The organism is Thermoflexibacter ruber (genome assembly GCF_900113045.1).
Taxonomy (GTDB): Bacteria; Bacteroidota; Bacteroidia; order Cytophagales; family Thermoflexibacteraceae; genus Thermoflexibacter; species Thermoflexibacter ruber.
In genome coordinates, this window is record NZ_FONY01000020.1 from 68504 (window position 1) to 89787 (window position 21284).

Consider the following 21284-nt stretch of genomic DNA (forward strand, 5'->3'; position numbering starts at 1 on the left):
CATACACAAAGCATCAAACCTTGAAAAGTTTGATGCTTTGTTTTTGGGCTAAGTTTTTATTTATCTCTGTTTGAGTTGATTTTTATAATAAGATGGTCAGTACCCGAGTTTCCATTTTCGTCTGCATAACCCGCCAAAAAATAAGCCTCATCTTTTTCTACTATGCCATAGGCACGTTGCGTACCCAATCCACCTATGATTTCTTTCCAAAGTTCATTCCCGTTAGCATCTAACAAAGCGACCAGCACATCATTTCCATTGTTGCTGGTATTATTATAGTTTTTATCAGGCACATACATATCGGTATATCCTGCTATTAAAATGTTTTTTTCTTTTGTAATAATGACATCAAAAACCTCATCTGTACTTAACCCTCCCAAAGTCTTATCCCAAATTTTTTCTCCTTTCTGGTTGATTTTTACCACCCAAGCATCTAAACTTCCCTCTGCATAAGTATAAGTAAAACCTGCTAAAACATAACTCCCGTCAGGCATTATTGCTAAGGCATTTCCCATCTCATTGTCGCTTCCTCCATAATTCTGATTCCAAAGTATTTCTCCTTGTTTATCTATGTGTAATAGCCACATGTCCCAACGCTTTTTAGGGATTTCTTTGCTACCGATTATCATAAACCCTTGACTTGTGCTAATGATATGACCTGCCTGCTCTCCCTCTATTTCTCCGTATTTTTTCTGCCAGAGTATATCCCCTTTTTTATTTACTTTCATGACGAAAATATCTGTATTTCCCGCGCTAAGGCTGGTTGTATTTCCTACTATCAAAAAGTTGCCTTCCTCTGTTTCTACTAATCCCTGTGCCTCATCGATGCTATCAGGTGTTTTGTAAAATCTTTCCCATTCTTTTTCTCCATTAGCATTGATTTTCAAAAGCCATACATCGTTCTCATTGGCATTTTCCGCATTAGAATCAGAATATCCTGCAACTAAGAAACCTCCCTCTTGGGTTTGGATAATGGCACTCGCCCCTTCAGTTTCATTGCCCCCGTAAGTTCTATCCCAAATAATATTGCCTTGTGTATCAAATTTTATTAGGTTTATATTCATATCTTGACTGTACGAGTCTGTCCGACCTACAGCCAGCAAATCTCCCGAGCGAGTAACAAGTATATCTGCTAAGGCATCGTAGTTTTTACCTCCTATTTTTTTATAGAAAACAACTTGATTGAATGAGGTAAAACAGAAAATAAAAATTAGACTTAGGAAAACGAACTTCATACATTGGCTAATTATGGCACTGATTTCATGCAAAGATAAAAAAGATTAATTTAGGGCTATGAAAATCGTCTTAGATTTACATATTGCTGGCATTTATTTTCTTACTATTTAATAAACAGATATTTATGAAAGACTTTAGCATAAAATTGCAGGCATTTGAGGAAATGCTGAGCAATGATTTAAAAGCAGTTGCAATGGGAGATTTTGCCTTAGAAGATGAAAAAACAAAACCAGAAGTGCAAACTTTGGTTTTTGAATATTTTTTCCCACAATTAGAGATTGCCTTTTACCCTCTAAATCAAGCAGATGACCAATTAGGCTACAAAGACCTGCTGGGAGGTGTAGGGATTTTACAAGATGCTGATGAACATGAACTTATCACATTAGAAGAGGAAAAAAACACTAATTCCAAAAATTATCAGGCTATGGGCAATACCTTTGCTGACTGGTTTGCTCAACTTTGGGAAAATGCAGGTGGAAAAAAATTAAACCTGCCCACGTTTCTCATTCCTAACGATGATACTATGATGAAGTTCGACCTCAATCAAAAAATTTGGCTTAAAGATGAAGGTTATAAATAGGCGGATAAAAATTTTACCATGAATATATTTATATTTGTAGCCTGTTAAAATTAGATAAGAAAATTCCTTATTTATAAATTCTGAAGAACAATAATACAATGAATCTGCCTATAATCTGTATAATTGATGATGATAAATTGTATCAATTTACTATCCAAAAAGCCATAGAAAAGACACAAAAAGTGGGTCAAATTATTTCGTTTCCTAATGGATATGAAGCAATTAACTTTTTGAAAAATCACCTTTCTCAACCTAACAAACTACCTGAGGTTATCTTCTTGGACATCAACATGCCGGTAATGGACGGTTGGCAATTTTTAAATGAATATCTTGCTTTAGAGAACCAAATAGCTAAAAAATCCATTATCTACATAGTTACCTCATCTATTGATAACGCAGATAAACTGAAAGTAAAAAGTTTAGAGGGAGTCAAGGATTTTGTTGTAAAGCCTATCTCCAAAGACAGATTAGCAGAAATATTGGAAAGTTTTTAGAGGAAGGAAACAAGCAAAATCGCTCAAGTCATGTATGAAGTGGTATAAAGTATTTCAGACGCAACAGGAAGCAGAGGCAAGAATTGCGGTGAATCAGTCAGTAAGAGTAGTGATTGGGCAACATCAAATTTGTCTTTCGCATACCTCTCAGGGCTTTTTTGCTGTGCAAGATGAATGTTCGCATTTGCAAGAATCACTAAGTAAAGGCAAAATTAATGCTTGGAATGAAGTAATATGCCCTTGGCATGGATATAGGTTTGATTTGGCATCAGGAGAAGAAACCTCGGGCAACGGCTGCCCCGCACTCAAGACTTTTCCTATTTTAATAGATGACAAAGGATTTTTTATTGGGATTTAAACTAAAAAAATGGAAAAATACGCAAATAAAAATATTGTTCTTTTTGATGGAGTTTGTAACCTTTGCAATGGTGCAGTAAACTTTCTGATAGATTATGATAAAAATAATCACCTGTATTTCACCTCTTTGCAGTCAGAAGCAGGGCAGGAAATACTCCAGCATTATGGTCTTAACACTACAGATTTTGATACTTTTGTGTTTTTAAGTGGAGAAAAGCTATTTACCCGTTCCACTGCCGCCTTAGAAATAGTAAAAACAGTAGGTGGCTTTTGGTCGTTCCTATATATTTTCAGATTCGTTCCTACTTTTATCAGAGATGGCGTTTATAACCTTGTAGCTAAAAATCGCTATAAGCTATTTGGCAAGCGTGATGCCTGCCGTATGCCTACTCCTGAACTCAAAGCTAAGTTTTTGTAAGTACTATATAATACCATGAATATCACAAGAAGACCACGCCGCAACCGACAATCAGAAGTCATAAGAAATCTAACAGAGGAAACTCAAGTAAGCGTAAAAGACTTGATTTTTCCTCTGTTCCTCACTGAAGGACAAAACAAAAAAATTGCTATTGCTTCTATGCCTAATATGTATAGGCTCTCTTTGGACTACTTACTCAAAGAAATAGAAGAATGTATAGACTTAGGAATCAAGGCTTTTGCTCCTTTTCCTCAAATAGAAGAAGATTTAAAAGATGCTTATGCCAAAGAAAGTTATAACCCTAATGGCTTGTATCTAAAAGCAATTAGAGAGATAAAAAAACACTTCCCCGAAGTTTGCCTTTTTACCGATGTAGCCATGGACCCTTACAGTTCAGATGGGCATGATGGCATTGTAAGAAATGGACAAATCCTTAATGATGAAACTTTGGAGGTCTTAGGCAAAATGGCTCTGGCTCAAGCAGAAGCAGGGGCAGATATGGTAGCCCCTTCGGACATGATGGACGGCAGAGTAGGTTATTTGCGACAAGTGCTTGATAATAATGGATTTACTAATGTAGGAATTTTAGCTTATACTGCCAAATATGCCAGTGCTTTCTATGGTCCTTTTAGAGATGCTTTGGACTCAGCTCCGAAATTTGGAGATAAAAAGACCTATCAAATGAACCCCACTAACGTTAAGGAAGCCCTCATAGAAGCAGAATTAGACTATGCAGAAGGGGCAGACTTGCTCATGGTAAAGCCTGCATTGCCGTATTTAGATGTAATTAAAACCCTCCATGATAATTTTCACTTGCCTATTGCAGCTTACAATGTAAGTGGGGAGTATGCCATGATAAAAGCCGCCTCTGAAAAAGGGTGGATAGACGGCAAAAAAGCGATGTTAGAATGTTTGACAAGTATTCGTAGAGCAGGTGCTAAAATCATACTCACCTATTTTGCTAAGGAATTTTCACTTTTGCAAAAAAGTTGATTTTTGTAAATTCTGTTTTTAATAAAGGCTTCATTTTTATTTTCAAATCTAAGAACTTCTGATTATGTTTGCTTTTACACATAACATATCAGCCTACCTTTGATTTACTTAATTTTTTATTTACTCATTTTACTCTTATCTATTATGAAGAAAAAACGATTACCCATTTTTATTTTGCTGTCCATTTTATCGTCTTTGTTTGTGTTTTCACAGACAAGTTATGCCCAAACCCTTGACATGGACAAGCTCAAAGGAATGCAAGCAAGGAGCATAGGTCCGGCAGGCATGAGTGGGCGCGTAACCGCAATTGCTGTAGTGCATAAGCAACCTGAAATCATCTATATAGGTGCGGCTTCTGGAGGTATATGGAAATCTACTAATGGAGGTATGAGTTTTACTCCTATCTTTGATGACCAGAAAGTAGCAGGCATTGGGGCGATAGCTATTGACCAGAATAATCCTGATGTAGTCTGGGTAGGCACGGGCGAGGGCAACCCACGCAATAGCCAAAATAACGGCAATGGTATTTACAAAAGCATAGACGGCGGAAAAACTTGGCAGCACTTGGGCTTGGAAAAAACAAGTAATATTCACCGCGTACTCATCAATCCACAAAACCCTGACATTGTATATGTGGGCGTACAAGGCTCAGCTTGGGGCGATCACCCTGAAAGAGGCGTTTTTAAAACTACTGATGGGGGAAAAACTTGGGAAAAAGTGTTGTATGTGAATGAAAGAACAGGCATTAGCGAATTGGTCATGGACCCGCAAAATCCTAATAAACTAATTGCAGGAATGTGGGAGTTTCATCGCGACGCTTGGTTTTTCAAGTCTGGTGGCAAAGGTTCGGGAATGTATGTAACTTTTGATGGCGGAAAAACTTGGAAACAACGCACTTCCGAAGACGGACTTCCTGAGGGCGAACTGGGCAAGATGGGCTTAGCAATCGCCCCAAGCAAACCTAACGTAGTTTATGCTTTGATTGAAGCCAAAAGAAATGCTCTTTATCGCTCTGATGATGGCGGTTTCAAATGGACAAAAGTCAATGACAGTAGAAATATCGCCGAAAGACCTTTTTACTACTGCGAAATCTATGTCGACCCCAAAAATGAAAATCGCTTATTCAAAGTAGAAACTATTTTGAAAGCCAGCGAAGACGGAGGCAAGACCTTTAAAGACATTGCTGCTTATCGTTTTGGCTCAGGGATTCACCCCGACCACCATGCCTTTTGGGTACACCCTGATAACCCCAACTACATGATAGACGGCAATGATGGCGGTGCAGCTATTAGCCGAGACGGAGGGCAAACTTGGACATTTATAGACAATCTTCCTTTGGGTCAGTTTTACCATATCAACGTAGATATGGACACTCCTTACAATATTTATGGTGGTTTGCAAGACAATGGTTCTTGGAAAGGACCTAGCTATGTATGGTCGGGACAGGGCGTAAAAAATATTTATTGGGAAATGGTCGCTTTCGGTGATGGCTTTGATGTAGTACCAGACATAGACAATACGCGCTATGGCTTTGCCATGTCGCAAGGGGGAAATTTGGTAAGATTTGATGCCTTAACAGGGGAAAGTAAATTCGTCAAACCTGCTCACCCTGATAAAAATGTAAAACTACGCTTCAATTGGAACGCAGGAATTGCCCAAGACCCTTTTGATAAAAACACGATTTACTATGGAAGCCAGTTTTTGCATAAAAGTAATGACAAAGGCGACTCTTGGGAAACCATTTCCCCTGATTTAACTACTAACGATACGACTAAGCAAAAAGCTGATTTTAGTGGAGGTTTGACTTATGACGCAACTGCGGCAGAAAATCATACGACTATTTTAGCCATTGCTCCAAGCCCTGTCAAGCAAGGAGTAATCTGGGTAGGTACTGACGATGGCAACTTGCAAGTAACCCAAGACGGCGGAAAGACTTGGACAAATGTAGTTAAAAATGTAAAAGGCGTACCAGCCAACACTTGGATTCCTCAAATTCAGGCTTCTAAGTACAATGCAGGCGAGGCTTTTGTCGTTTTTGACAACCACAGAAGAAACGATTGGACGCCTTTTGTATATAGAACCAAAGATTACGGACAAACATGGGAAAGAATCGTAGATGAGAAAAAAGTATTTGGCTATGTATGGTGCATGATTCAAGACCCCGTAGAACCTAATTTATTTTTTGTAGGCACAGAAACAGGACTTTATGTAAGCATTGATGGCTCTAAAACTTATACTAAGTGGAAAAATGGCTACCCTACCGTCCCTACTGCCGATTTGGTCATTCACCCCAGAGAGCATGATTTAGTGATAGGGACTTTTGGACGTGCTTTGTATGTATTGGACGACATCAGGCCGCTCAGGGCTTTGGCAAAAGAAGGGCTACAAATATTGGAAAAACCTTTGAAAATGTTTGAAATTCCAGATGCCTATTTAGTAAACTACAAAGCTAATCCGGGTGTGCTTTTCCACGGAGATGCCGTTTTTATGGGGGAAAATAGACCCGCAGGTGCTATGCTTTCTTTTGCCGTAAACTTAGAAAAAGACAAGAAAGTAGATTCGGTCTTGGTAGAAGTATTTGATAAGCAAAACAATAAAATCCGCACTTTCAAAGCACAAGCCAAAGCAGGCATTAACCGTACACAGTGGAACTTGGAGAAAAAGGGTGTACGCTTCCCTAATCAGTCTAAACCTATACGCAAAGATGCCCCTGAGCCATCAGGTTCGAGTGTACTGCCGGGAACTTACAAAGTACGTATTTCTTATGGCAAAAATATGGACTCCGCTATGGTCAATGTAAAACTTGACCCTCGCCTGCCTACTACAGAAGCAGATTTGCAAGCAAAGGAAAGCATGATACAAGCTATGTACCAAAAAGTAAGTGTAGTTACTGAGGCTATGGACAGGCTCAGAGAAGCAAAGCAAACGATAGGTATAGTAAGCAGGCAGTTAGGCGACAGCGAGGAGCAGAAAATCAAAGATGCCAAAAAAGCAAGCAAGGAAGTAGAAACCAACTTGCAAAAACTCATAGAAAGCGTATCAGGTAAAGACGATGTGCAGGGCATTTTTCGTAGCCCTACTATTCTCTCTGCCAAGCTACAAAATGCTATGGGCTATCTGAGAGGTAGTTATAAACCGACACCAACAGCTCAACTCGTGATGAAGCAGACTGAAGAAGACATCGCTCAGTTCTTAAAAGAGGTAAATACTTTCTTTGATAGCGATTGGAAAAAGTACCAACAAGCTGTAGAAAATGCCTCTCCAAAGATTTTTAAAGATTATGAATCCTTGAAAATCAACTAATACAATTAAAACTAAAGTCAATATCAATTCCTTTATGTTTCAAAGTGATTTGGTATTGGCTTTAGTTTTCTTGTTTTTGTAACTTTGATATATTAGCTATCATCAAAAATGAATAGCCATAAGCCAATAGATAAACGTAAAATTGCATTTACATAAATACTAAGTAATACACATTGAATTGGTCTTATTACCTAAATAAAGTAGTTTTTCAAAAAATCATAATAAAGACTGTCAATCTATTAGCATGTAAGAGCATAAAGATTTAACGATAATTTATAGAGCATTAGTTTTAGATATTATTTATTTTTTCTATATTTGAAAGGTTTTAATTTAGAAATTAGTCTTATATTACATCAAATATAGCCCTACACTTAGAAGATCTACTAAATTCTATCCCTATTGTGTTAATATCAAAAGTTATTTTTAATAAAATATGTTTAATTTGGTTAAAAGTCTGATTTCATTTCTGCCTATAAAAGTCCAAAAAGCTATCAGGCTCTATTATAAGGTTTATCAAATTACTACCCAGAAAAACTCTTATTTAGTCCAAACAGGGTATTTAGAATCCCAAGTAAGTAAATTGCCCGTAGATGTTAATGGTGAACCATTGCCTTGGATGAATTATCCTTTTATTGATTTTCTTTCCAAAAGATTACGCTCTGAAATGGAACTTTTTGAATATGGGGCTGGATATTCTTCTTTGTATTTTGCAAGCAAAGTAAAAGAGGTAGTATCTGTAGAATATAATAAAGATTGGTATAACAAAATAAAACATTATGAAGGTATTTTTGCTAACATACATCTCCATTTTTATCGGCTTGATGAGAATTATCCTTTAGCAATTACAGAAATAGATGAACATAAAAAATATGACATTATCATAATTGATGGGAGAAAAAGAGTAAAGTGTGCAATAAATGCTTTCCCTTTTTTGAAAGAAGATGGGGTATTGGTCTTAGATGACAGTAATAGAACGTACTATCAAGAGATTTTTAATTTTTATCATAAAAAAGGCTTTAAAGAAATTACTTTTAGTGGATTAAAGCCCTCAGACTTAGAAACTTATCATACTACGTTATTTTATAGGAGCGAGAAAAACTGCTTAGGCATTTAACAGTTAGTTACCTACAATTATTTTCATACTCCAAAATCCTCTCTTTCTCTTTATTTTTCAAAGCCATAGTCCATGCTTCGCAAGCCTTTTTTTTGTCATTATTCTTAAAATAGGCATGTCCGAGATAAAAATGAATCTGATGTAGCTCGCTGTCAAGCTGATAGGCTTTCTGCAAAAGGCTCAGCCCCTCTTCGTTGTTGCCCTCTGCAAGTGCCAAAATTCCTTGATTGCGAATCACGAGAGGGGACTTGCTGTCATAAAACATGGCTCTTTTCAAATCACTTTTTGCCCCTACTATGTCATTAAGCAAAGTCTTGACCAAAGTACGATTTGCCAAATACAGTGCTTGCTCAGGTCGCCTGTCCACTGCCTTATTGAGCAAGTCTAAGGCTTCTTGGTAGCTCATTTTGTCCATAAGTATTACAGCTAAGTTGCTCATAGCAAAGTCATTATTAGGATTCAAAGCAAGTGCTTTGCGAAAATCTTGCTCTGCTTGTGCATAACTTTTCTGTTCAAAAAGCAAAGTGCCACGATTAATATAAGCATCAGCTTTACTTGAATCAAGTTGAATAGATTTTTCAAAGTCTTTGAAAGCCTCCTGTTTTTGCTTTAAAATGCTCAAAATCACTCCTCTGCTCAGGTAGAGATAAGCTGTATCTCGGTGATTCAGAATAAGTAAGTTGAGGTCGGCAAGTGCTTCTTGGTACTTTTCCAACTCAAAAAAAGCATTAGAACGGTTGTATCGTGCAGAAAACATAGTTGGGGAGATTTGCAAGGCTTTGTTGTAGTTGCTTACCGCTTCCTTGTATTGCTTTAAATGGAACAGAGCCACCCCTTTGTTGTTCCACGCATCAGCGAAAAGACTGTCTTTGAGAATAGCCTCCGTAAATTCTTGGACAGCATCAGCGTATCGCTTTTCTTCAAGTGCAATTTTTCCCTTTAAAAAAAAGCGGTCGCGCTGGTCTATAGGCGTATCACAAGCCACTAAGCAAAGCATCACACACACTGCATAAAAATATTTGACATACATAACGAATCAGGGTTAGAGCAATTATTTCTATTTTTAAGGTAAAAGTAAAATTTTATTTGCAGATATAATCCGATGAATGTAAAATCAAATTTTTGCTATCTTTGTTTAAGAAGAAAGTACGAAGAATTGTAATGAATAAGCTAATAAATATTCTCCCCATTATGTCATCATATAAAATATCAGAAAAGCAAGCATGAATATAGTTGATAAAACACTTCAAAAAATAGCAGATTGTATCCGACAAAATAGATTTGAACAATTAGAAAATGATAAAATAGAACTTAAAAGTCTTCACTCGGCAGAAGATTGGACAGAACTATACAAATCTGCTTGTGCATTTTTGAATGCAGAAGGAGGTATTATTATCATAGGAATCAAAGAGAAAAATAGAACGTATATTTTTTCAGGTTACAAAGGAGAACAAAGTGAGGAGGAGAAATTAAAAGAATTACCACAAAAATTTTTAGACGACCATAAAAACAAGGTCAATCTCAAAGAGTTTTTCCCTTTATACGAAGTCAAAGATTTTTTGATGGGAAAGGTTTGTGTAATTTATATAGAAAAACTACCAGAAGACCAAAAGTATGTTTTTTATGAATCCCATGCGTATAAAAGAAAACTTACAGGCGACCACAAACTTCTGCCTGATGAGATAGAAGGACAAAAACAAAGAAAACTTGAGCTTATTTATGCAAGGGAACTCATGCCCGTAAAAGAGGCAAAGTTAGAAGACCTTGACATTGATAAACTAAATGATTACATTATTAGGCTCAATCGTACTATCAAAATAGAAAGCCTAAAAGCAGATATTCCCTCTGCTAAATCATTTTTATTGCGAAAAGGTTTTATAAACAAAGACCAAGAACCTACTTTGTTAGGCATATTGGTTTGTGGAAAACACATAGAAGATTTGGTAGGGGGGCGATGCCAAGTAGATGCTTATGTGGACTCCCTCATAGAGGTTGCTCGTAACAAGCAAATCATCAAAGATAATATACTTGCACTCATGGAGAGGAGCATTGGCTTTGTTTACCAGAATATTCAGGTAGGAGTAAGCCGTCAGAATAGTGGAACGGCTCTTCCAGAATATCCTCAAAATTTGATAGAGGAAACCATTAATAATGCCTTGGCGCACCGCAATTATCATTCCGATAAATTTGTTCTTATAAATATCAAACCAAATAAAAACATAGAAATTAGGAATCCGGGTACATTTTTACAAGAGCATCTTTTAAGATTAGAAAAGCCCAAAATCAGGCGTATCATTCCTATTGCTAAAGCAAGGAATCCTAAATTAGCTGATATACTTAAAACTTATGACCGATACGAAGGTAGAAGCAAGGGCATGGCTACACTTACCAACACCTGTCTTGAAAATCAAACAGATATTCCTTATTTTATACTTCGTTCAGAGGAGATAAGTTTATATCTAAACAAAGGAAAAGTATATGATGAAGAAATGGGAACTTGGATAAAAAGTTTTGCAGGATATATTTTAAAAAAATGTGGACGTGAACTTACTGAAGAGGAGAAAATTGTATTGAGTTATTTTTATAAATCTGAAAGACATAATAGGTTGGACAGATACACCATTTTACTGACCCCTGACAATAATCATGCAGGAGTAATCGCAGATTTGGAAGATAAAAACTTGATTTTTAGGTATGCACAGGAAAATGAGATTTATCCCATTTATTTAGTAGATAGGGAACTAACAAAAAATGATTTTTCCGAAGAACTAAGAACAATCTTTGGTGGGAGTTTTGATAACTTACCAAATGACTACAAGAAAGTTTTATTTGCTATATATCAACATAATCAATATGCCGTGCCAGAGGACAAAGCAAGCGCAAATAGCATAGGAATTTTTATATATCTAAATGAAAACAAAAGAATTACCGATTTGAAACATTATGAAAACTTCAAAAGAAAAGTTCGTAATATTTTTAATAAGTTAGAAGAAAAATCACTTATTATTCGTAAAAGTGATAAAAAAGCTGATTTTCAAATAAATACAAGTTTTGAAAGAACCCCATCTATTTTTGATAAACCATGACCACCCTTCAAAAAATCCTTGTACCTACTGATTTTTCGCCCGAATCCATTAATGGCTTGGCGATGGCGGTGGGGCTTGCTCAAAAAACAGGAGCAAAGATATACCTTCTACACGTCATTGATATTCCTATGCCCAAAGACATAGATGAGGTAGAAATCACGCACTTAGACCTGATGACAGAAAAGGACTTGCTAAGCCCTGAAAAAATTTACTTGATGAAACTGTTGAAAGAAACTAAATCTAAAATCAATGAGTTAAAAAAGCAGTTTGCTCATGCTAACATTAGCGACCACGTATCCTTTGACCGCATCGTTCACCAAATTAACTATTTTGCTGAAAAATACCAAATAGATATGATAGTCATGGGGTCTAAAGGGACAAACCAAACGGACAATGTGCTACTTGGCTCTAATGCAGAAAAAGTGATTCGTACTGCCAAAGTACCTGTAATGACTGTAAAGCAGGCAATAAAGGAAGTCAGTTTGAAAAATATTTGCTTTGCCTCTGACTTCAAAGATGTACCTAAGATTGCCATTCTTACCCTTAGCCATTTGCAGGAAATATTTGATGCCAAGATTCACTTAGTTAAAATTATTACCCCAGCCAATTTTGAAATTTCCTCTATTACTCGACAGCAAATTAAAAAATTTGCCAATAGCTGTCTTTTAGAAAACTATACTATCAATTTTTATAACTACTACACTGAATATGAGGGAATCCTGTGCTTTGCTGATGAAATCAAAGCAGACATAATTTGCATGACTACGCGTGGGAACACAGGTTTAGTGCGTGTACTCATGGGGAGCATTGCCGAGGATGTAGCCAATCACTCAGACCTTCCTGTACTGACTTTCAATGAGTTTGATTGATAAAAGCGTTTCTATCAACCAACTATTTCCTTTATTTTTCCGTTTTCGCTTGTATAGAAAGTTGGAGTATTAGCATTTCTTTCTTTTAAAAATTCGGTATAAGTACTTGAAAATGCCAATCTTTCTTCTAAAACCTTATCAAAAACTCCACTCATACCCAAGACCAATTCGCAAATTTCTCTCACTCCTTGCGAGCCTCCCGAGTTAGCGGTAATATAGTCGCATAAGTTTCTTGTTTTGACAAAGTTAGCAAATAAAGGGCTTGATTTTCTATTGACCAAAAAGCGTAAGCCTACTTCCGAAGCCACCCCCAAATCCAAGACATCATCAAAAACAAAAGCGATTTCGTGAGGCAGAATACCATACTCTTTTTCAATATGTAGGAGAGCTTCCATTTTATTTAACACCTTCAAATACACTGCGTTAAAATGCTCTCTTTGAGCAAATCGGAAAGAAGCGGGATTGTTTGCCCCAGTCAAAATGACAGAAAAAGGCATTGCTCGCTCATGGGTAAGCCAATGCCCAAAGCGCAAATAATTGCTCCCTGCAGCATCAGGTTCGGCAAATACACTGCCTGTCTGTTCGTCTTTTATCCCATCGTTGAACACCCCGTCCCAATCGAATATCCATGCTTTTATTGTCGCAAGTTTGGCTTGTATTTTCTCATAAGGAGTCCTAAATTCTCCTCCAAGTGCAGTAAAGGTTTTTTCTATATCTATCATTACCTCCAAAATTTGTGATGCCAAAGATAGATATTCCTTTGTTATTTTCTATTTTTCACATACCATTCTCTAAAACTCTCTTTGGGGGGCTGAGGCATCTCTCTTTGCTTTGTCCAAGTATTGAGAGGATTATTTACCAAAAATCTTGGCGAGATACGTAGTAAGCCTCTGCCGGTTCTTCCTGCAATTTTGTAAAGGCTTGGATTACTCAAAATTCTATTTAAAACTTTTAAGCCTTGTGCTTTCAAAGGTGGAACAAGTCCTTCTTTAGCAATAATTTGCCTCCACTTATACAACTGCTCGTGTATGTCTATTTTTACGGGGCATACGTCGCTACAAGACCCGCAAAGCGTAGAAGCAAAAGGCAAAGTACTGTATTTTTTCAAATCCATATTGGGAGATAAAATAGAGCCTATGGGTCCGGGAACAGTAAATCCGTAACTATGCCCCCCACTACGGCGATAAACAGGGCAGGTATTCATGCAAGCACCACAACGAATACAGTAAAGAGATTTCCTAAAATCCTTTCTACCAAGCTGTTCTGTTCTTCCGTTATCTACTATGACTATGTGCATTTCGCTTCCTTGTTTAGGCTTTAAAAAGTGCGAAGAGTAGGACGTAATTGGCTGACCTGTGGCACTGCGCGCCAGCAATCTCAGAAATACGCCTAAATGATGCAGTTTAGGAATGATTTTTTCTATGCCCATACTTGCAATATGAATAGGAGCAAGATGTACCCCTAAATCGGCATTGCCCTCATTGGTACAGACTACAAAGCCTCCCGTTTCAGCAATAGCAAAGTTTACGCCCGTCAAAGCCGCTTCCGCTCCTAAAAACTTGCTTCTCAGGTGCTGACGAGCTGACTCAGTCAGGTATTGGGGGTCAGCTGCTCCCTGTTCGGTGCCTAATTTTTCATGGAACAGTTCACCTATTTCTTCTTTTTTAAGGTGGATAGCAGGCATGACGATGTGGCTTGGTGGTTCGTCAAGGAACTGCATGATGCGCTCTCCTAAGTCCGTATCCACTACCTCTATGCCTTTTTTTATTAGAAAGTCGTTCAAATGACATTCTTCCGTGAGCATAGACTTACTTTTAGCCATGCATCTTACTCCACGAGCCTTTAAGATATTATAAATGATTTGATTATGCTCCTCTGCATTGCTTACCCAATGTACTTTTACGCCGTTAGTTAGGGCATTTTTTTCAAATTCTATCAAGTAGTCATCTAAGTTGGAAAGTACATTTGCTTTGATTTGAGAGGCAAGTTCTCTAAGTTCTTCCCACTCAGGAATAGCTTTGGCCGCTTTATCTCTTTTATTTCGCACAAACCAAAGCGTTTCATCATGCCAGTGAGTACGTTGGGCATCTTGGTTAAATTTTTGAGATTCTTGGGCGTGATTTATCATAATTGTTGGATTAAGATGTATTTATAAGGTAAACTCATTATTTAAGTTGCATGTTATGTAAGTTTTTCAAAAGTAAAAAAAAGCAGGAAAAGTGCAAGCAAGAATGGGAGTGAAATCTTGATTGATTGAGTTTTCAAGGTTTTTGGAAGGTTTACCTTTCAATAAGTTCTCTTACTCGTTCCTTATAGCTTGCCCCAATAGGAATAAGTTTTTTATTGATTTCCAAGTGGTTATCTACTATGGCTACTACTTTATCTAAGCAAACAATATAAGACTTGTGGCAGCGCACAAAAGGCGGGCAGGGTAGGCTTTCTTCTAAATTTTTTAATGCCTCTAAGATAATAATGCGTTGATTATGAACAGTATAAATACTAACATATTCTTTTAATCCTTCTATGTACAGCATATCTTTGAAAAACACTTTGAGCAGTTTTTGGTCAGTCTTCACCCAAAAATACTCCTTTTTTACCTCTTTATCCTTCACTACAGAAATGCTTTGCTCTTGCTCTGCTTTTCCTTTTTTCAGTTGCCAAACCTCGCTTGCCTTATTTACAGCCTTTAAAAAACGTTCAAAAGTAATAGGTTTGAGCAAATAGTCGCTTACATCTAAATCAAAGCCGTCAATCGCATATTGGGAATAAGCAGTAGTGAGTATAACTAAAGGCTTGTTCTTCAGTAACTTAATAAACTCTAAACCCGTTAGGTCTGGCATCTCAATATCTAAAAATAACAAATCTACTTCCTCTTTTTGGAGTAGGGGAAGAGCCTGAGTAGCCTTATTGAATTTTCCTACTAATTCCAAAGTAGGTGTTTTCTGCACATAGTCGGCTAAAAGCCTGATAGCTAAGGACTCATCATCTATGATAGCACATTTTATCATTACTTCTAAAATAAGAAAATAGCAAACAAATTTAATATAATGCAAAGTATTTACTTCATTTGTAAGTATTTTTGTAATAAAAAAAAATAATGAAATGGAGCGTATATTAATTAAAAACTTCAAAGCAATTATTAATAAAAATGAAGTAGAAATTCCTATTAAAAATCTCAATATCTTTATTGGAGAGCAAGCAAGTGGGAAAAGCACGATTGCGAAGTTAATTTATTTTTTTAAGACAATAAGAGAGGAAATTTTATCTGAGGTATTAAATAATAGCCAACTTGCCAATAATAACTTTACAAATGAAATTAGTAAGCGAGTAGGCAGGTATTTTGTTTATTTATTTGGCTCATCAAGACATTTAGCCAATTTTGAAGTAAAGTATTATTTTGCCAACGATAGATGGATAAAGATAGAAAAAAATTGGAATAGTGGAAATGTTCGAGTTAGCTTTGATTATAACTTACAAAATAGTTTGCAGAGAAAAATTATCTCTATCTCAACTGAATATCATAGAATAGCCAATCAATTTGATGATTTATCACGGAGAGAGCGAGAAAGAGTAGTTAATGGATTAGCCAACTATTTAAAAGGTAGGGAGGCTTTCCAAAATCCTCATCATCATCTTTATATGCCTGCCAGTAGAAATATGACTGTTATTTTAGAAAGTCATTTAACAGATATTTATGCACGTTTGGAAAATATTGCTGCCTCTCTCGATTTGAATGACAACAATAATTTTAATTCTGATAATGAGTTACTTCTCCTCAAATTTATGCAATATGTTAGAAATATGAAGAGTAAATTCAAAAAAGGGAGAGGTTTTAAGGGCTTGATAGAAGAAGCAAGAGATTTTCAAATCAATTTTAATGAAATTTTGTTGGCGGAAATCATCAAAAAAATAGAAGAATTAATTAAAGGAAAATATAATTTTGATGAATATGGAGAAAAAATACAGTTTAGCAATAGTATCAATGATTATGTCTATCTGCCTGATGCCTCCTCTGGACAGCAGGAGATTATTAGACCTTTCCAAGATATTTTTCTATCTATACTTTACGATGATACTGTCTTCAGAGTATATGAAGAACCTGAATCTCATTTATTTCCTTTGGGACAGAAAGGCTATATAGAATTAATCGCTATGCTGATTAATGCTAACCCTCAAAATCAAATAGTTATCCCAACACATAGTCCATATATTCTGACTGCCTTAGATAACTTGATAAAAGCAAAGCACATAGCAAAACAACAGCCTGAGCAGGAAGAGGAAGTAAATCAAATAGTTCCCAGAAGCCAATGGCTTGATTTAGAACAAATAGGAGTTTATGCACTTAAAGATGGTGAAATCTATGATTCTTTAGATAGAGAAAGACAGGGTTTGCAATCAGAGGTTTTAGATGATACTACTGAAAAGATGAGTGCTACTTTTGACCAACTTTTAAACCTCCAATACCAAAGTGCATGAACAAGTGTTGTAAAAAAATAGAAGATTTTTTAGGAGGTGAAGAAAAGTATTATACTGATAAAGAAACCGTTGCAAATGAAAACGGCAAGACCTTCGCTATTGATAAATCAGCCGATAAGGAAAAAGAGCATTGCAAAGTAAAATTGGGCAAGGGAGTAATTCCTATTCGCCTTAATAGAAAACAGTGCGACTATTTATTCAAAATAGGAGAGGAAGAAACTTTTTTATTTGTAGAGCTAAAAGGAAGTGGAGAAAATGCAAGTGATGGTTTTTATCAAATTGAGGATACAATTCATTTTTTCAGAGAAAAAACAATGCCTTTGAAAAAAGAAAAGATTTATGGATTTATTGTGGGTGGAAAATTCACACAAAAGATGAACCAACTAAAAGAAAAATTCCGTAAAGAATTAGGCGTTTCACTTTTCCACACCACAGGAAATAAATATGAGTATAAAATATGATTTATATCTTATTGATTATAACGTATATTACTAATAAAGAGGCTTACCCTAAAAATACCATTTTCCTTATTAATTTCCAAAGAATGTCTATTTGGATAAAGTAAGTTTAGCCTTTGTGCTAAGTTGGTCAAGCCAATTCCTCCCAAAGTTGTTGCTCGTTCTCCTTGCACGTCTATTGTATTGGACGTTTGAAAAATAATTTGATTTTCACCTACTTCTAAGCGAATTTGTATAAAACTGTTTTCTCTTGACAAATCGCAATATTTGAAACAGTTTTCTACCAAAGGAATAAAGAGCAATGGTTCGATATGAATAGCATAAGTATTTTGCGCTACTACTTCAAAGCTTACATTCGCCTCCTCGTTTTTAAGCCTATAAAGTGTGGTGTAGTTCCGAAGAAAGTCTATCTCCTTGTTTAACAGTACCTTTTGTTCTTTCCCTTCATAAAGCATATAACGCATGAGTTCAGAAAGTTTGTTTATCATTTCAGGAGTCTGCTCGGATTTGAGGTAGGCAAGGGTATAAATATTGTTCAGCGTATTGAATAAAAAATGAGGGTTGATTTGTGCTTTTAGCAAGTCTAATTCTGCCTTTAATTGCTGATTTTGAAATTGTTGTTTGAGGTTTTGATAATCCAAAGCACGCTGAGAAAGTTTGTAAGTGGTGCTTACCATAGCTACTATCATAGTCATCAGAAAGTTATACAAAGGAAAACCACGATTAATCCTGATTTTAGATACAAATCCTGCCTTAAAAGCAAAGTGTGAGTCTATGACAATCAGTAAAATAGCTGAAATAATTACCAATAAGACTATCAAAAAACTGTATTGTAAATATTTTCTTTTTTCAAAAAAACGAGGAATCAAATAGAGCATATTACTATATGCTAAAAATAAGAATATCAACAGGGTAGCACTTACTTTGAGTAAAGCATTTGGTACTCCCAAAATAGGAATAAAAAAAGGAAAGAAAAACAAACCTGTGCCTACCCAAAACAAAATGTGCAGACCCAAAGGGCTAAGAAAAAATCTACGGAAATTCCAATTCATTTTCATCTACGAAATTTCACCAAAAAAATAAGCGTTTGCAAATCTTTTCAACCAAGCCCTCTATTTCTTCAATGAAACTGCCCCCAAAGCAGATGTTGAGCAAAATTCGTGGTTGGTTGAGTGAAAGCCTGCATTGGTTGAATATTTCTAACCTTGTTTTGAGGCTTGCGTAAATTTGAGTGTCAATAAGCAAAGATGTATATATACTTTATACAGCTTTATTGCTTACAAGTAACAAATAAAAACTTAAATAAAAAACTTATATGAAACAGTTAGTCATAGTTACATTACTTATGTGTATCTTATTGATAAAGAATGGATTTGGGCAGGTCAATAATTCTTTTGGCTCTTTGCCCCCTTTTACAAAGTGGTATCAAAATCCATTAGGAGTAAGCCCAATTGCATTACATACAGGAAATGGTATCATTCTTCCCGCTATTGCGGCTACTGCTATTTTAATCTTTACAAAAAAGGATAATGCCCTTACCAATCGAATAAGTTATTATGACGATTTTGGTGTTTCTTATGGCTATTATGCAGATAAAACCACTGTTTATCAGAACAACTTAGGGGTTTTGTATCAGATGAGAAAATATATGTCAGTAGGGGCTGAGTTTTCAACGGTTTATGTAATAGATGATAAAAATAATACTTGGGGTTTAGGATTAAGACCGTTTGTCAGATTTTATCCTATTCATAGGGAAAACTTCAAATTATTTTTTCAGAGTGGCGCAGGGCTGATATTGTTTGCTGATACCTACCCTAAACCTTCTGGATTTTTTGGCGACAATAGAGAGGGAACTCGCTTAAATGGGAGTCCGAAGTACGGAATAGGCACTGAATTTCTCTTAAGCAAGCACTTATCTGCACAAATTGGGTTGTGGCACGTTCATTTCTCAAATGGCAATCACCCAAGTGCTGACAGAAATCCTGGACATGATAGCAATGGATTTTCTATTGGACTTGTTTATAAGCCAAAAGGGAAATATTAAAATTCAAACTCACGAAAGTAACCTGCTGAAAATCAAATAGTAAAAACAATATTATTGTTTAATTTACAAAATTACTTAAATCATTTAACCCAAGGACAACATGAAAAACAATTTTAAAAAAATCGGATTTATGCTTTCTTTGAGCCTATTAGTCATTACTTCAGCGTGTAAAAAAGAGAATAATGCAAGCCCAAGTGCGGAAGTAGATGAAACTACAATAATTCAGACAAGTGAAAGTGACCAAGTCATCAATGATGTAATCTCAACCGTAGATGATGCCATGGACGGAAAATTTGACGGCATAGGCAACGGCAGGGTAGAGGCTTGCGGCGACATCAGCCTCAATCTTCAGCAGAGAAGTTTGACCATAGATTTTGGCAATGGTTGCCAAGGACTATTTGGCAGAACTCGCAAAGGAAAAATGACAGTTGTTTTTACTGATAATCAGCGTACTATAACTTTTCAAAACTATGCTGTAGAAAGTTATACCATTTCTGGGACGATTGTCCAGAGCAATATTACTCGCTCTAACACGCAAATTTCTTATACAACCAATGCCTCTAATCTGCAAATCACTACGCCCAACAAAAAGATTACTGTCAATAATTTACAGAGAACTACGCGAATTAGTTTTGGCACGAATCCAAAACAAATCATTGATAATGAGGTGAGAATCTCAGGTACAAGTGCAGGCATTAACAATAGCGGAGAAACCTTTACTACCGAAATTACTACGCCTTTGGTGATAAAACAGGCTTGTTTTCAGAGTGGCGTATTTTATCCTGTCAGTGGGGTAAGTGTAGTCAAAGTAGGCTCTAAACCAAGCATGACGCTCAATTTTGGCAGTGGAACTTGCGATAAACAAGTGGAGGTGAGTTTAGGAAATATAAGTAAGACAATTACGTTGCCTTAAAATGATACGTTTTATGGAACTCTTACACACTCAAATTGGAAGCTATCGCTTTGTCTTTCTGCTGATTATCTTTTCGGCAATCATAGCAGAGGTAGTATGGAATTGGCGTACAGAACGCAAGGCGTATCACATCAAAGAAACCTTGGCTAATTTGGCGATTTTCTTTGGACATCAGTTTTTTGGCAAAGTAGTTTTTGCAGGAGCGAAGTTATTTACCTTAGATTTGGCTTATAAAATTACTCCTTTCAAAATAGAAAATACCTTTTGGACATTTCTGCTGTGTTTTTTCTTGGTGGATTTTGTGTATTACTTTTTTCATTGGGCTTCGCACAAAACCAAGCTGTTGTGGGCTTTTCATCATACGCACCATTCCTCTACACTTTATAACCTTTCAGGGGCATATCGCTTGAATTGGTTTGGAGGGCTGGTCAATTTATTCTTTTTCATTCCTTTGATTTTGATAGGTTTTTCGCCCACTTTTGTAGTAGGGAGCATTGCCTTGAATCTTTTTTACCAATTTTTCTTGCATACAGAAGCGATTGGGAAGTTAGGTTTTTGGGAAAAAATTTTTAATACACCCTCTGCCCATCGAGTTCATCATGCGACTAATGAGGAATATATTGATAAAAACTTTGGGGGGGTACTCATTATTTGGGATAAGCTTTTTGACACGTATCAAGAAGAAAAAACAAAGCCTATGTACGGAGTAACCACAGGCTTTGTAGGGTATAATCCATTGAAAATCATATTTAAAGGATTTGAAGAACTGTTGAAAGGGGAAAAATCTAAAAGCTAATAGGTATTAAAAATATACCAAATTGGGGTTGAGATACTGGTAGCAAAAAGCTACTTTCTAAAAGCTCTGTAGGAGTGAAATATATCGCCTTTACAGGTTTTTAAGGCTATGCTATTAGTTATTTTCTATCAATGTTCCACACCCAAA

Annotated in this window: 20 protein-coding genes; 14 read left to right on the top strand and 6 right to left on the bottom strand. The window is 36.2% G+C overall.

Annotated elements, in window-relative coordinates:
* Positions 1-56: 56 nt before the first annotated feature.
* Positions 57-1235, bottom strand: a complete 1179-nt coding sequence (locus BM141_RS12105) for a hypothetical protein (protein ID WP_091545649.1) — start codon at positions 1233-1235, stop codon at positions 57-59.
* Between the two features lie 125 nt (positions 1236-1360).
* On the opposite strand from BM141_RS12105, the gene BM141_RS12110 reads away from it, so the two are divergent.
* From BM141_RS12110 to BM141_RS12140, 7 genes are all read left to right on the top strand, one after another.
* A complete protein-coding gene (locus BM141_RS12110; protein WP_091545651.1) occupies positions 1361-1816 on the top strand; it encodes a hypothetical protein in 456 nt (151 codons plus the stop codon).
* Positions 1817-1914: 98 nt separating this feature from the next.
* Positions 1915-2310, top strand: coding sequence for a response regulator (locus tag BM141_RS12115; RefSeq protein WP_091545653.1), 396 nt, complete (start codon positions 1915-1917; stop codon positions 2308-2310).
* Positions 2311-2344: 34 nt separating this feature from the next.
* Entirely contained in the window at positions 2345-2668 is a 324-nt protein-coding gene (locus tag BM141_RS12120; protein ID WP_091545656.1) for a Rieske (2Fe-2S) protein, read from the top strand.
* 9 nt (positions 2669-2677) lie between these two features.
* The gene (locus tag BM141_RS12125) at positions 2678-3085 is read left to right on the top strand and encodes a thiol-disulfide oxidoreductase DCC family protein (protein WP_091545659.1); all 408 of its coding nucleotides are present in this window, start codon (positions 2678-2680) and stop codon (positions 3083-3085) included.
* A 15-nt stretch (positions 3086-3100) separates the two neighbouring features.
* A complete protein-coding gene (gene hemB / locus BM141_RS12130; RefSeq protein ID WP_091545661.1) occupies positions 3101-4078 on the top strand; it encodes a porphobilinogen synthase in 978 nt (325 codons plus the stop codon).
* 144 nt (positions 4079-4222) lie between these two features.
* On the top strand, positions 4223-7381 hold the full coding sequence (locus BM141_RS12135; RefSeq protein WP_091545664.1) for a VPS10 domain-containing protein: 3159 nt from the start codon (positions 4223-4225) through the stop codon (positions 7379-7381).
* Positions 7382-7814: 433 nt separating this feature from the next.
* Positions 7815-8495: an O-methyltransferase gene (locus BM141_RS12140; RefSeq protein ID WP_091545667.1), complete on the top strand. Its 681-nt coding sequence runs from the start codon at positions 7815-7817 to the stop codon at positions 8493-8495.
* Positions 8496-8502: 7 nt separating this feature from the next.
* On the opposite strand, the gene BM141_RS12145 is transcribed toward BM141_RS12140, so the two are convergent.
* Entirely contained in the window at positions 8503-9525 is a 1023-nt protein-coding gene (locus BM141_RS12145) for a tetratricopeptide repeat protein (protein WP_091545669.1), read from the bottom strand.
* A 193-nt stretch (positions 9526-9718) separates the two neighbouring features.
* Here BM141_RS12145 and BM141_RS12150 point away from each other — a divergent pair, with 193 nt between their 5' ends.
* Positions 9719-11581, top strand: a complete 1863-nt coding sequence (locus BM141_RS12150; protein WP_091545672.1) for an RNA-binding domain-containing protein — start codon at positions 9719-9721, stop codon at positions 11579-11581.
* On the top strand, positions 11578-12450 hold the full coding sequence (locus BM141_RS12155; RefSeq protein ID WP_091545674.1) for a universal stress protein: 873 nt from the start codon (positions 11578-11580) through the stop codon (positions 12448-12450). Before BM141_RS12150 ends, BM141_RS12155 begins: the two co-directional genes overlap by 4 nt.
* A gap of 14 nt (positions 12451-12464) precedes the next feature.
* On the opposite strand, the gene BM141_RS12160 is transcribed toward BM141_RS12155, so the two are convergent.
* From BM141_RS12160 to BM141_RS12170, 3 genes are all read right to left on the bottom strand, one after another.
* Positions 12465-13196: a phosphatase gene (locus BM141_RS12160; RefSeq protein ID WP_143090907.1), complete on the bottom strand. Its 732-nt coding sequence runs from the start codon at positions 13194-13196 to the stop codon at positions 12465-12467.
* Between the two features lie 17 nt (positions 13197-13213).
* Positions 13214-14578 (bottom strand): lactate utilization protein B, encoded by a 1365-nt coding sequence (locus tag BM141_RS12165; RefSeq protein ID WP_091545680.1) that lies wholly within the window; start codon positions 14576-14578, stop codon positions 13214-13216.
* 151 nt (positions 14579-14729) lie between these two features.
* Positions 14730-15458 (bottom strand): LytR/AlgR family response regulator transcription factor, encoded by a 729-nt coding sequence (locus BM141_RS12170; RefSeq protein WP_091545720.1) that lies wholly within the window; start codon positions 15456-15458, stop codon positions 14730-14732.
* Positions 15459-15552: 94 nt separating this feature from the next.
* On the opposite strand from BM141_RS12170, the gene BM141_RS12175 reads away from it, so the two are divergent.
* The gene (locus BM141_RS12175; protein WP_091545683.1) at positions 15553-16926 is read left to right on the top strand and encodes an AAA family ATPase; all 1374 of its coding nucleotides are present in this window, start codon (positions 15553-15555) and stop codon (positions 16924-16926) included.
* Complete coding sequence (locus tag BM141_RS12180; RefSeq protein WP_091545685.1) at positions 16923-17387, top strand: hypothetical protein; 465 nt, start codon at positions 16923-16925, stop codon at positions 17385-17387. The genes BM141_RS12175 and BM141_RS12180 overlap by 4 nt, the downstream gene beginning before the upstream one ends.
* 8 nt (positions 17388-17395) lie before the next feature.
* Here the strand turns inward: BM141_RS12180 and BM141_RS12185 are convergent, their stop codons facing one another.
* The gene (locus tag BM141_RS12185) at positions 17396-18436 is read right to left on the bottom strand and encodes a sensor histidine kinase (RefSeq protein WP_177217364.1); all 1041 of its coding nucleotides are present in this window, start codon (positions 18434-18436) and stop codon (positions 17396-17398) included.
* Between the two features lie 263 nt (positions 18437-18699).
* Here BM141_RS12185 and BM141_RS12190 point away from each other — a divergent pair, with 263 nt between their 5' ends.
* From BM141_RS12190 to BM141_RS12200, 3 genes are all read left to right on the top strand, one after another.
* Positions 18700-19428: an acyloxyacyl hydrolase gene (locus BM141_RS12190; protein ID WP_091545690.1), complete on the top strand. Its 729-nt coding sequence runs from the start codon at positions 18700-18702 to the stop codon at positions 19426-19428.
* A 100-nt stretch (positions 19429-19528) separates the two neighbouring features.
* Entirely contained in the window at positions 19529-20341 is an 813-nt protein-coding gene (locus tag BM141_RS12195; protein ID WP_091545692.1) for a hypothetical protein, read from the top strand.
* A gap of 13 nt (positions 20342-20354) precedes the next feature.
* Positions 20355-21137 carry a sterol desaturase family protein gene (locus tag BM141_RS12200; protein WP_177217365.1) on the top strand — a complete coding sequence of 261 codons (783 nt, stop codon included), beginning with the start codon at positions 20355-20357 and terminating at the stop codon, positions 21135-21137.
* Positions 21138-21284 lie beyond the last annotated feature (147 nt).